The 12,148-nt window shown below is 65.0% G+C and carries 10 protein-coding genes; all 10 read left to right on the forward strand.

Annotated features, from left to right (window positions below; genetic code table 11):
• Positions 1–17 precede the first annotated feature (17 nt).
• Positions 18–638 (forward strand): hypothetical protein, encoded by a 621-nt coding sequence (locus tag ACVOLR_RS09300; protein WP_481536206.1) that lies wholly within the window; start codon positions 18–20, stop codon positions 636–638.
• 490 nt (positions 639–1,128) lie between these two features.
• Positions 1,129–3,018: a tRNA uridine-5-carboxymethylaminomethyl(34) synthesis enzyme MnmG gene (gene mnmG / locus ACVOLR_RS09305; protein ID WP_481536207.1), complete on the forward strand. Its 1,890-nt coding sequence runs from the start codon at positions 1,129–1,131 to the stop codon at positions 3,016–3,018.
• Between the two features lie 307 nt (positions 3,019–3,325).
• A complete protein-coding gene (locus tag ACVOLR_RS09310; protein WP_481536208.1) occupies positions 3,326–3,865 on the forward strand; it encodes a gamma carbonic anhydrase family protein in 540 nt (179 codons plus the stop codon).
• A gap of 77 nt (positions 3,866–3,942) precedes the next feature.
• Positions 3,943–4,863 (forward strand): DUF2167 domain-containing protein, encoded by a 921-nt coding sequence (locus ACVOLR_RS09315; RefSeq protein WP_481536209.1) that lies wholly within the window; start codon positions 3,943–3,945, stop codon positions 4,861–4,863.
• Positions 4,864–5,045: 182 nt separating this feature from the next.
• Entirely contained in the window at positions 5,046–5,741 is a 696-nt protein-coding gene (locus ACVOLR_RS09320; protein ID WP_481536210.1) for an RDD family protein, read from the forward strand.
• Complete coding sequence (locus tag ACVOLR_RS09325; protein ID WP_481536211.1) at positions 5,738–6,730, forward strand: stage II sporulation protein M; 993 nt, start codon at positions 5,738–5,740, stop codon at positions 6,728–6,730. Before ACVOLR_RS09320 ends, ACVOLR_RS09325 begins: the two co-directional genes overlap by 4 nt.
• Positions 6,720–8,312, forward strand: coding sequence for a DUF4129 domain-containing protein (locus tag ACVOLR_RS09330; RefSeq protein WP_481536212.1), 1,593 nt, complete (start codon positions 6,720–6,722; stop codon positions 8,310–8,312). The genes ACVOLR_RS09325 and ACVOLR_RS09330 overlap by 11 nt, the downstream gene beginning before the upstream one ends.
• Positions 8,309–9,457, forward strand: coding sequence for a DUF4350 domain-containing protein (locus ACVOLR_RS09335; protein ID WP_481536213.1), 1,149 nt, complete (start codon positions 8,309–8,311; stop codon positions 9,455–9,457). Before ACVOLR_RS09330 ends, ACVOLR_RS09335 begins: the two co-directional genes overlap by 4 nt.
• Positions 9,454–10,479 (forward strand): AAA family ATPase, encoded by a 1,026-nt coding sequence (locus ACVOLR_RS09340; RefSeq protein WP_481536214.1) that lies wholly within the window; start codon positions 9,454–9,456, stop codon positions 10,477–10,479. Before ACVOLR_RS09335 ends, ACVOLR_RS09340 begins: the two co-directional genes overlap by 4 nt.
• A gap of 154 nt (positions 10,480–10,633) precedes the next feature.
• Positions 10,634–11,932, forward strand: coding sequence for a DUF58 domain-containing protein (locus ACVOLR_RS09345; protein ID WP_481536215.1), 1,299 nt, complete (start codon positions 10,634–10,636; stop codon positions 11,930–11,932).
• Positions 11,933–12,148: the final 216 nt, after the last annotated feature.

The raw sequence follows: 12,148 nt of genomic DNA on the forward strand, positions 1-12,148 counted from the left end.
GAGGGGGGGGATTTCTCATGATCAAGCGCCTGATTGTTTCCACCGGCCTGCTGTTGGGCCTGTCTGGCTGTGCCACGTATGACTACGTAGGCAGCGGTTCGGGCGGCTATTACCACGGCTCCCCCTCGGTGCAGTACAGCTATCCCTATGGCTACCCGAACAGTGGCTACGGCGGCTATGGCTATGGCAGCGGCTATTACGGCTACGGCAACTATGGCTACCCGGTCTACCGGCCCAACTACAACCGCCCGCGCCCGCCATATCACGGCAACGGCCAGCGTCCGCCGGGTCATGGCAATGGCCATGGCCCGCGCCCGGGCGGTGGCGGCGACCACAACCATGGCGGCAACCGTCCGCGTCCGCCGGGCAACGGCAATGGTGGCAACGATGGTCGTCCGACCCGTCCGCCACCGCCGGTCAACGGCGGCGGCAACAAGTCGCCATGGCGCAACCTGGACAACCTGAGCCGCCCGCCGCCGCGCGCCAACAACCAGCCGATGCAGCGCGCCCAGCCCATGCAACAGGCGATGCAGCGACCACAGCCGGCTGCTCGTCCGGCTATTCAGGCGCGACCGATGCCGGCGCGACAGCCGTCACAAACCCGTGAAGCGCGCGGAGTCAGGGAGCAGGAACGATAAAAAGGTTGCAATTGGCGTAAATGCAGGCATTCTTGGCCCCAAGGGTGACCGCTTACGTCGCATAGTGACCTAAACCGGTCTCGCCCAGACAGCTCAATGTCGATGTCCGTCAGGAAATCTGGATCCCCCCTGTTCCGGCCCTGTCGGACATCGGCGCCTTAAAAGACAAAGCCCCGGCCTAGGCCGGGGCTTTGTCTTTTAACGCTTTCCCGCCAAGGCGGGCCTTGCTGGATTGCAAGGCCGGTAGTCCCCCGACTACCGGCCCCCTGCTACCCCAACGTACGCTTCGGTCGGCCCCTGTTCCAATTCCGACCTTGTTGCGCCTATGTCGCATGCCACGTTGGGTGCAATGTATTAACTGCAGGTTGCGTGCCAACTTTAGGGTTGATGCGTACCTGATTGCGCTTGGCAGTAAAATCACCACACACGCCGTCGCATGGTGGGAATCCCCCGCCGACGGACTTCACACTTCTCTACCGATCTCACGCCCATGAGCGACTCCTTCTACCGTTACGACGTCATCGTCATTGGCGGCGGCCACGCTGGCACCGAAGCAGCCCTGGCTGCAGCGCGCGGCGGTGCCCGCACCCTGCTGCTGACCCACAACGTCGAAACCGTCGGCGCGATGAGCTGCAACCCGGCCATCGGCGGCATTGGCAAGGGTCATCTGGTCAAGGAGATCGATGCGCTCGGCGGGGCGATGGCGCATGCCGCCGATCGCGCCGGCATCCAGTGGCGCACACTCAATGCATCCAAGGGCCCGGCCGTACGCGCCACCCGTTGCCAGGCCGACCGCAACCTGTACCGGATGGCGATCCGCGGCATTGTCGAGTCGCAGCCGAACCTGACCGTGTTCCAGGCAGCAGTGGATGATCTGGTGATCGAGGGCGACGCCGTGCGTGGCGCCATCACCCAGACCGGCCTGACCTTCCACGCTGCCGCAGTTGTACTGACCGCCGGCACCTTCCTCGCCGGCAAGATCCACATCGGCGAAACCCAATACACCGCCGGCCGCATGGGCGACCCGCCGGCGACCACGCTGGCCGCACGCCTGCGCGAGCGCCCGTTCGTCATTGATCGTCTGAAGACAGGCACCCCGCCGCGCATCGACGGCCGCTCGCTGGACTACAGCGTGATGGACGAGCAGCCCGGCGACGATCCGTTGCCGGTGATGTCCTACCTGGGCGACGTCAGCGAGCATCCGCAACAGGTGAGCTGCTGGATCACCCATACCAGCGAGCGCACCCACGACATCATCCGTGGCGCCCTGCATCGCTCGCCGCTGTACAGCGGGCAGATCGAAGGCATCGGCCCGCGTTACTGCCCGTCGATCGAAGACAAGGTGGTGCGTTTCGCCGAGAAGAACAGCCACCAGATCTTCGTCGAGCCGGAAGGCCTGGACGTGATGGAGATCTACCCCAACGGCATTTCCACCTCGCTGCCGTTCGACGTGCAGCTGGAGCTGGTGCGCAGCATCCGTGGTTTCGAACAGGCGCATATCACCCGCCCCGGCTACGCCATCGAATACGACTTCTTCGATCCGCGCGGCCTGAAGAACACGCTGGAAACCCGCCAGGTCAACGGCCTGTTCTTCGCCGGCCAGATCAACGGCACCACTGGCTATGAAGAAGCCGGCGCGCAGGGCCTGCTGGCCGGCATCAACGCCGCGCTGTTCGTGCAGGGCAAGGACGGCTGGTGCCCGCGTCGCGACGAAGCCTATATCGGCGTGCTGGTCGACGACCTGATCACCCACGGCACCAGCGAGCCGTATCGCATGTTCACCAGCCGCGCCGAATACCGGCTGCAGCTGCGCGAAGACAATGCCGACACCCGCCTGACCCCGACCGGCCGCAAGCTGGGCCTGGTCGACGACCGCCGCTGGTCCGCGTTCGAAACCAAGCAGGCTGCCGTCGCCAACGAAAGCGCACGCCTGCGCGGCATCTGGGCAACGCCGGGCAATGCGCTGGGCCGCGAAGTAGCCGAAGCCACCGGCGTGGCAGTCAGCCGCGAAACCAATGTGCTGGACCTGATCAAGCGCCCGGAACTGGATTACGCCAAGTTGATGCAGGTGCCCTCGCTCGGACCAGGCGTTGATGATGCGCGCGTGGCCGAGCAGGTGGAAATCAGCGTCAAGTACGCCGGCTATCTGGACCGCCAGCGCGACGAGATCGAACGCCAGCAGCGGCATGAGAACACGGCGATTGTCGAAGGCTTCGACTTCGGCTCGGTGCGTGGTTTGTCGACTGAAGCATTGCAGAAGCTGGAGCGTGTTCGCCCGCAGACGATTGGTCAGGCGCAGCGCATTCCGGGGATGACGCCTGCGGCGATTTCGCTGCTGCTGGTGCACCTGGAACGGGCGCGACGCGGCAAGGTGGCGTGAGTTTTTGGGAGGGGTTGTTGGAGCCTTTAGAGCTTACCCCTCCCCAGCCCTCCCCTTTGCTTCGCAAAAAGCGGCGCCCCGCCAGCTGAAAGAACACGCGAAACAGCTCCCTCCCTTGCGCCGAAGGGGGAGGGGAGGGTTGGGGAGGGGTGCGTTTCGCGAACACCCCAACATCAGCCACATCAATGCATCTCCGCTGCATCTGACTTCCAGACAGCCATCCAGGTGCCTGAAGCCTCTGCGCAAAGCTGCAACCAAGCCGCGCGCTATCATGCACATCAACGCCTCACCGACATCGAATTCCAACATGCCCGCAATTCGCCCATTTCTCGACAAAACCCCCACCATCGGTGAGCGCGCCTATATCGACGAGGCCTGCACCATCATTGGCGATGTGCAGATTGGTGATGATGCGTCGGTGTGGCCGGGTACGGTGATCCGTGGTGATGTGAATTACGTCCGCATCGGTGCGCGTACCAATGTGCAGGACGGCACCATCATCCATGTCAGCCACGACAGCCCCTACAACAAGGGCGGCTACCCGACCCTGATCGGTGAAGGCGTCACCGTCGGCCATGGCTGCATCATCCACGCCTGCACCATCGGCGATTACTGCCTGATCGGCATGGGCGCGTGCATCCTTGATGGCGCGGTAATCGAGACCAACGCCTTCATCGCCGCCGGCGCGGTGATTGGCCCGGGCAAGGTGGTGCGCAGTGGCGAGTTGTGGGCTGGCAACCCGGCCCGGCTGATGCGCCAGCTCAGCGAGAAGGACATCGAAGGCCTGCGCTATTCGGCCGACCACTACGTCAAGGTCAAGGACCAGTACCGCGGCATGCAGGGCTGACCAGCAGGCATTGTCGGCGCCTGCCTTGCGGGTGCACACTGCCGGCCTTGGCGTGGGGACGCCTTCGAGGGTTTGACATGAAGTCGATGCGAATCGTGGCACAGCGCCTGTTGGCTGCTGTGGCATTGCTGTGTGTGGTTTGCTTTGCCGCCTCCGCCCAGGACTCCGCCCAGGAAGAACAGGGCATGAGCGCGGAGCAGTTCGAGCAGTCGCTGCATTTCCGTAGTGGGCAGATCGAGGTGCCCGAGGCCAAGGCCCACTTCAATCTGGATGGCGAGTTCCGCTATCTGGACAAGGCAGACGCGCGGCGGGTGCTGGAAGACATGTGGGGAAACCCGCCCGATGACAGCGTGCTGGGCATGATCGTGCCGCGCAGCCCCGGGCTTACCGAGCAGGACAGCTGGGCGGTGATCGTTACCTGGTCCGACGATGGCTACGTTTCCGACGAAGATGCCAGCAAGATCGACTACGACGATCTACTCAAGACCATGCAGGCCGATACCCGCGACAGCAACCCCGAGCGTGAGAAGGCCGGCTACGGCTCGCTGGATCTGGTTGGCTGGGCGGTGCCGCCACGCTATGAGGCCGGCAGCAAGAAGCTCTATTGGGCACGCGAGCTGGCCTTCAACGACCAGCCCGATCACACCCTCAACTACGACATCCGCGTGCTCGGGCGGCATGGCTACCTGAGCTTGAATGCCGTCTCAGGGATGTCCGAGTTGGCACTCGTGCGCGAGGGCATGGACAAGCTGCTGCCGATGGCCGAGTTCGACCAGGGCGCGCGCTACGCCGACCACAACCCCAGTACCGACAAGGTCGCCGCCTATGGGGTGGCAACCTTGATCGGCGGTGGGCTGGCGGCCAAAGCCGGACTCTTTGCCAAGCTCGGCCTGCTGCTGGCCAAGTTCTGGAAGCTGCTGTTGATCGGCGTGCTGTTCTTCGGTGCTGCAATCAAGAAGCTGTTCGTGCGTGGTGACGACAACCGCACCGTGCGCTGAAACCCGCCTCGCCCAGCCACCGCTGCCTGCGGTGGGCTGGGTTTTCAGGCTGCCGCCAGCTAAAGTCAGCGTTCTGATAGGGACGTAGCAGAGACACGAATGCCACAGGCATCCGTCCGGGCCGGACTCCGGGCTTCCATCCGCCGCATGCATCGCCAGCACTTGCTGCTGGAGCCACTGCAATGAACACAGCGCGGCCGATGCTGGACACCTATCGCGAGGTCATCACGCCTGAAGGCGTGCCCCTGCAGCTGCCCGCCGCCGGGCCGGTGCCGCGTGCCCTGGCCTGGCTGATCGACCTGTGCGTACGCTTTGGCGTGCTGGCGCTGATGAGCCCATTGCTGATCGCGCTTGGCGAGCTGGGCCAAGGCCTCTATCTGGGACTGATGTTCCTGATGTTCTGGGCCTACCCGATCGTGTTGGAGGTCTGGTTCGGCCGCACTCTGGGCAAGAAGGTATTGGGCCTGCGCGTGGTTGCGCGCGACGGCGCGCCGCTGGGCTGGATGGCGGCGATCGTGCGCAACCTGCTGCGCACCGTCGACGCACTGCCGTTTGGGTACGCCCTAGGGCTGGTTACCTGCCTGTTTGATGCGCATGGCCGCCGCTTGGGCGATCTGGTTGCCGGCTCCCTGGTGATCCATACCGCGCCGCGCCCGATTACGCCGCCGGCACGTATCGATACCGCGCTGGCACCGCCGCTACCCCTGCAACCCAACGAACAGGCTGCCTTGATCGCCTTCGCCGACCGCGCACCGGCACTGTCACCCGGGCGCCAGCGTGAGCTGGCCGACATCGTCAGCGGGCTGAGCCAGGAGCGCGGCCAGGCCGGCGTAGTGCGCCTGTATGCAATGGCCAACTGGTTGCTGGGGCGCAGATGAGACAGGAACAGTTCGTCACCCGCTATCAGCACGAATGGCAGCAGTTCGAGGACTGGCTGCAACGCCGTGGCGAGCGCTCGCGCAAAGATCGGCGCAGCATCGACCCCGATCTGCTCGGCGATGAGACCTTCCCGCAGCGCTACCGCCGTCTCTGCCAGCAACTGGCCCTGGCGCGTCGCCGTGGTTACAGCCCGCAGCTGGTGGAACAACTGCAGCAGCTGATGCAGCGCGGCCACAACCTGCTGTACCGCACACCGGCACCGCGCTGGCAGCGTGCGCTTGAATTCCTGTTCGCCGATTTCCCCACCACCGTTCGCGGTCAGGCGGCCGCGATGTGGGTAGCCTGCGCGCTGTTCGTGATTCCGCTGGTCGGCATCTTCGTGCTGCTGCAGTACAAGCCCGAGCTGATCCACATGCTGATGGACCCACGCCAGCTCGCACAGATGGAAAAGATGTACGACCCCGCCGCCGACAACCTGGGCCGCGACAGCGGCACCGACTGGGCGATGTTCGGCCACTACATCATGAACAACATCAGCATCGGCCTGCGCACCTTTGCCAGCGGCTTGCTGGCCGGCATCGGCACCATCCTGGTGTTGCTGTTCAACGGCATCACCATTGGTGCGGTAGCCGGTCATCTGCAGCAGATAGGCTCAGGCGATCCCTTCTGGCGCTTTGTAGTCGGCCACGCGCCGTTCGAGCTGACCGCCATTGTGATTGCCGGCGGCGCCGGCCTGCAGCTGGGCTTGAGGCTGCTGGCGCCGGGCCGCAAGCGCCGCATCGATGCGCTGATCGAAGGTGGCGTGATTGGCGCGCGGTTATGCCTGGGCGTGGCCTTCATGCTGCTGGTCGCGGCCTTCATCGAGGCGTTCTGGTCCTCGATCGCATGGGTGCCGATGTGGGGCAAGCTCAGTGTGTCTGCCGTGCTATGGACGGTAGTGCTGCTGTGGCTGTGGCGCGGCGGGCGTGGAGGTGGTCATGCGGATTGATCAGCTCGATGTCGCACTGCGTGCGCGTTCGCAATGGGAAGCAATGGAGCTGGGCACCGCCCTGGTCCGCCGTCATGCTGCGGCGATCTGGAAGCCCTGGGTGTTGCTGACGCTGCCGGTATTCGCGCTGCTCAACCTGCTGGGTTGGTGGTTGGACAATTTCTGGCTGTCTGGCTTCATCCTGTGGTGGATCAAGCCCGCGTTCGAGCGCATCCCGCTGTATGTGATTTCGCGCGGCGCATTTGGTGCCGAGCCCACTACCGCTCAAACCCTGCGCGCGCAGTGGAACTGGGGCTGGCGCGGTCTCGGCGCCTATCTCGGCTGGCGTCGCCTCAGCCCTGCCCGCTCGCTATTGATGCCGGTCGATCTATTGGAAGGTGGCGACGCCAGCCAACGGCGCGGACGCCGGCATGCCCTTGGCGGTGCAGCCTATGGCCACGCCACCCTGCTCACCTCGGTGTGCTGGCATTTCGAGGCCATGCTGCAGCTTGCCGGCGTCGCGCTGGTCTTCATGTTCGTGCCGGTGGAACTGCTGTCCGAATCGCTACGCGCCACCTGGGAGCTGATCGGCGAAGACACCCCCGCGTGGGCGTGGATAGGCTTCAATCTGTTGGCGTGGCTGGCGATGACCTTGATCAGCCCGTTCTATAGCGGTGCCGGCTTTGGTCTCTACCTCAACCGTCGCACCCAGCTGGAAGCCTGGGATGTGGAAATCGCCTTCCGTCGCCTGCGCGAGCGCTTGGCTGGGCTGGCACCGATGCTGGTGTTGCTGCTGGCGGTGTTTGCCTTGCCATCGCTGCAGGCGCGGGCACAGGACAACGCTGAAACCCAGAGCGCCAGCAGCCACAGCAATCACAAAGGCGCCGCAGAAGCAGGAACGGACACGGCTGTCGCTACAGCGACCACGCCCCAGCAGCTGTTTGGCGCCGCACCAGCCGACACCGCCAGCTTCCGTCAGGCCGCTGCGCGTGCGTATGAAGACCCACAGCTCGGTGCCAAGCGCAGCGTCACCCGTTGGGTGAGGAAGACATCGGACAAGAAGCCAGATGCCGACGACAGCGACAGTCCCGATGCTGGCCCGATCTTCGCCGCCATCGCCAAGTTTGCCGCGCTGATCGGCGAAAGCATCCTGTGGATTCTGCTTGGCGTGCTGCTGGTGGTGCTCGCCCTGACCGCACGCTGGTGGCTGCCGTGGTTCCGTGGCGATGGCCGCCGCAGCCGTGGCGTGCAGACACCGGCAACCCAGGAAGCCCTGCAGCTGCCGGAAATACTGCCACCGGACATCCTCGGCAGCGCCCGCCGATTGTGGCGCGAAGGCAAGCCGCGCCACGCGTTGGCGCTTTTGTACCGGGCCTCGGTGGAAGTGCTGGTACAGCGCGGCAACGTCGTGCTGCCACCGGGCGCCACCGAAGCGCAGTGCCTGCGTGCCTCACGCAAGATGCCGCAGGAAGCCGACCGCAGCCTGTTCGCACGCATGGTGCGCACTTGGCAGTACGCCGCCTATGCCGGCCGCCTGCCCAGCGATGAAGAGTTCGACGGGCTGATCAAGGAGCTGCACCAGCAGTACGGGTGGCCGGCATGAACACCGCCCTGCGTAATTCGCTGATCATCGTGCTGCTGTTGCTGACTGGTCTGATCGCGTTCTGGTTCGTGCGCAACTTCGAGAAAACCAGCGAAGAGATCACCCTACCCGCCTATGGCGAGCCCACCTACAACGCGCTGTATGCGCTGCGCGAAACCCTGATCCGCGACGGCAGCAAGGCCGAAAGCAGACGCCAGCTCAACCTGCCCGCCATGCAGCTGCGGCCAGGCGATACCGTACTGATGCTCGACGACCCGCGCCTGCTTACCCCGGCACAGGTCGAGAGCCTGCTGGACTGGGTGCAGTTCGGCGGCCACTTGCTGCTGCGCGCACCCGATGCCGACGAAGACCTGGACGGCGACGAACAGGGTTTGTTGGAACGCTTGGGCGTAGTCACCAGCGAAGTATCGGCGCGCTGCCAGGTCTGGCAGGTACAGGGCCAGGAATCGCATGATGAGTTCTGCAGCGGCAACCGTTTCAGTCTCGCCGAAAAAGCGCGTACTGAACGCCGCTGGGCTGATGCCGGTGGCGACGACACGCTGGCCTATGCCCGCCTACGTTACGGCCTGGGTCGGGTCGATGTGCTCGGCGACATGGACTTCCTGCTCAACGGTAAAGGCCCGGGCGATACCGGCCTGCGCGACATCCCGCACCGCGATCTGGCCCGGCTGGTGCTGGCACCCAATTACGGCAAGGGCACCACCCACCTGATCTACGCGATGGAGCTGCCGTCGCTATGGAAGACGCTGTTCCAACGCGGCTGGCCGGTATGGGTGCCGCTGTTGCTCGCGCTGCTGGCGTGGCTGTGGATGCGCTGCCAGCGCTTCGGCGCGCTGCTACCCTCGCCACGCGAAGACCGCCGCTCGCTGCTGGAGCACGTGCGCGCCAGCGGCGAACACCTGCACCGTTACCGCAAGTCACCGCTGCTGTATGACGCGGTACGCCAGGCCTTCCTCGCCCGACTGCGCCGCCGCGCGCCGGTGGCCGCCGCGTTGAGCGGCGATGCCCAGGCACAAGCCATTGCCGATCACCTGCAATGGCCGATCAGCCGCGTACAGACCGCACTGCAGATTCCCCCTTCGCAGGACGACGTTGCCCTGCGCGACCGCATCCGCTTGCTCATCCAGATGAGAAACCAGCTATGACCGACGAGTTCACTCCGCCCGCCCTCCCCGGCGATGCACCCGCGCCGACGCCTGCTCCCGCGCCGGTCAACACGGATCTGATTGAACGCGTCGAGCGCATCCGCGAAGCAGTAGGCCATGCCTTCATCGGCCAGAGCGATGTGCTCGACCAGATCCTGATCGCCCTGCTGGCCGGCGGCCACGTACTGATTGAGGGCGTGCCCGGACTCGGCAAGACGCTGCTGGTCCGCGCCCTGGCGCAGGCACTGGAGCTGGACTACGCACGCGTGCAGTTCACCCCGGACCTGATGCCCAGCGACGTCAGCGGCCACGCCGTCTACGACCCCAAGACCGAGAGCTTCAAGATCCGTCGCGGCCCGGTCTTCACCAACCTGCTGCTGGCCGACGAAATCAACCGCGCCCCGGCCAAGACCCAGTCCGCGCTGCTGGAAGTGATGCAGGAAGGCCAGGTCACCATCGAAGGCAAGGCCTTCGCACTGACGCCGCCCTTCCTGACCATGGCCACGCAGAACCCGGTCGAGCAGGAAGGCACCTATCCGCTGCCGGAAGCGCAGCTGGATCGTTTCCTGCTGAAGGTATTGATCGACTACCCGCAACTGGAAGACGAAAAGCAGATGGTGCAGGCCATCACCACCGGCCGCACCGCCAGCGACTTCAACCTCAGCCAGGTGCCACGCGTACTCAGCGGCGCCGATGTGGTGGAACTGCAGAAGGCGGTGGCCGCGATCACCGTTGACCCGCAGGTAATCGATTACGCCGTGCGCATTGTCGCGGCGACCCGAAAGTGGCCGGGTATTGCCCTGGGCGCAGGCCCGCGCGGCAGCATCGCCTTGGTGCGTGCTGCACGCGCGCAAGCAGTGCTGTCCGGCCGCGACTTCGTTACCCCGGATGACGTACGCGAGATCGCCAAGCCGGCACTGCGTCACCGCATCGCGCTGGCCCCGGAACTGCAGATCGAAGGCCAATCCGCCGACGACGCCCTGACCGCCCTGCTCGCCAAGGTGGAGGCACCGCGCAAGTGAACAAAGCGGCAAGAAGCGCCAGCATCTCAAACGAGGCCCTTGCCTCAGCCCCCTCCCTTGCGTGCGCAGCACGAAGCGGAGGGCTGGGGAGGGGTGCTTCTGCTGCAGCTCTTTCTTCATCAACACCAACAAACCAGACAACCAGGGCCACGCAGTGAGACCCGCCCCCCTACTGATCACCCTGCTGGTGTTGTGGAGCCTGCTCGGCCTGCCAGTGGCCCTGCACTACCTGCCCATGCAGGCATGGACCATCAGTGCCGCGGCAATCGCCCTGCTCGCCCTGATCGACCTCCTGCTGCTCTGGCGCAAGCCCAGCCCACAGGTGCAACGCGAGCTCCCCGACTCCCTCGCCCTGGGCGTCGAGCGCGAAACCTGGCTGCAGCTGGATTCCTACGGCAAGCAACGCGTCGACGTATTCGACCTGTTGCCCGATGGCTGGAACAGCGACGGCCTGCCGCGCCGGTTGAAACTGGGCAAAGCCAGCGAAACCCGTTTCAGCTACCGCTTCACCCCGGCCAACCGCGGCACCTTCGTGTTTGATGGCGTGCATCTGCGCCTGCACTCACCGCTGCGCCTGTGGCGGCAACAACGCACGGTCGGCACGCCGCAAACCGTGCGCGTCTACCCCAACTTCGCGCCACTCACCCGCTTCGCCCTGCTCAGCGCGGAGATGGCATCACGACTGGTAGGCGCACATCTGAAGCGTCGCCGTGGTGAAGGCACCGATTTTCATCAGATGCGCGAGTACCGCGTCGGCGACAGCCTGCGCCAGATCGACTGGAAGGCTACCTCGCGCGCGCGCAAGCTGATCTCACGCGAGTACCAGGATGAAAAGAACCAGCAGCTGGTGATGATGATCGACACCGGCCGGCGGATGATGGCCGACGAAGGTGGCCTGTCGCATTTCGACCACGTGCTCAATGCTTCGCTGGTGGTGTCGTACCTGGCGCTGCGCCAAGGTGACGGCGTCGGCTTGTTCGCCAGCGGCGGCGACAGCCGCTGGGTCGCACCCAAGCGCGGCATGGGCGCGATCGACAGCCTGCTGCGTGCCAGCTACGACCTGCAGCCCAAGCCGGTGGCTACCGACTATCTTGCTGCGGCAACCGAGTTGTCGCTGCGGCAGTCGCGGCGCAGCTTGGTGATGCTGGTCACCAACGTGCGCGATGAAGATATCGAAGACTTGTTGGCAGCCGTGCGCCTGCTGCAGAAGCGGCACCTGGTATGCGTGGCTAGTCTGCGCGAACGCGAGCTGGACCAGGCTTTGGCACGCGACGTGGAAACCGTGCCCGAGGGGATACAGGCTGGTGCCATTGCCGCTTACCTGCAGCAGCGAAGCGATGCGCATGAAGCGCTGCGCAGCCATCGGGTGATGGTGTTGGACGTCACGGCGGAAGAGTTGCCGGCAGCATTGGTGGAACGCTATCTGGCAGTGAAGCGCGACGGCCTGCTGTAGACCATTGTCTCGGCTTCGCGGCTCACGCCGCTCCCACAAAAAAAGACCGGGCCATGTAGTGCCGAGCCATGCTCGGCAGAGGCCTTACCAACAATGCCTCCTGTCGTGGGGGGGGCGGGGGCGGGGGGGGGACATACCGGAGAGCCCCCACCCCCCGACAGCCGCGGCGAGCCCAGGCGGACCCCACCCACAACCACCGAACGACGCAGTGTGGGG

The organism is Stenotrophomonas sp. STEN030, assembly GCF_056759995.1.

Excerpts from the sequence above, each read along its gene's own strand:
- ACVOLR_RS09310 (WP_481536208.1), top strand. The coding sequence starts at position 3,326 with ATGCCCGCAATTCGCCCATTTCTCGACAAAACCCCCACCATCGGTGAG.
- ACVOLR_RS09340 (WP_481536214.1), top strand. The coding sequence starts at position 9,454 with ATGACCGACGAGTTCACTCCGCCCGCCCTCCCCGGCGATGCACCCGCG.
- ACVOLR_RS09300 (WP_481536206.1), top strand. The coding sequence starts at position 18 with ATGATCAAGCGCCTGATTGTTTCCACCGGCCTGCTGTTGGGCCTGTCT.
- ACVOLR_RS09335 (WP_481536213.1), top strand. The coding sequence starts at position 8,309 with ATGAACACCGCCCTGCGTAATTCGCTGATCATCGTGCTGCTGTTGCTG.
- mnmG (WP_481536207.1), top strand. The coding sequence starts at position 1,129 with ATGAGCGACTCCTTCTACCGTTACGACGTCATCGTCATTGGCGGCGGC.
- ACVOLR_RS09320 (WP_481536210.1), top strand. The coding sequence starts at position 5,046 with ATGAACACAGCGCGGCCGATGCTGGACACCTATCGCGAGGTCATCACG.
- ACVOLR_RS09315 (WP_481536209.1), top strand. The coding sequence starts at position 3,943 with ATGAAGTCGATGCGAATCGTGGCACAGCGCCTGTTGGCTGCTGTGGCA.
- ACVOLR_RS09330 (WP_481536212.1), top strand. The coding sequence starts at position 6,720 with ATGCGGATTGATCAGCTCGATGTCGCACTGCGTGCGCGTTCGCAATGG.
- ACVOLR_RS09325 (WP_481536211.1), top strand. The coding sequence starts at position 5,738 with ATGAGACAGGAACAGTTCGTCACCCGCTATCAGCACGAATGGCAGCAG.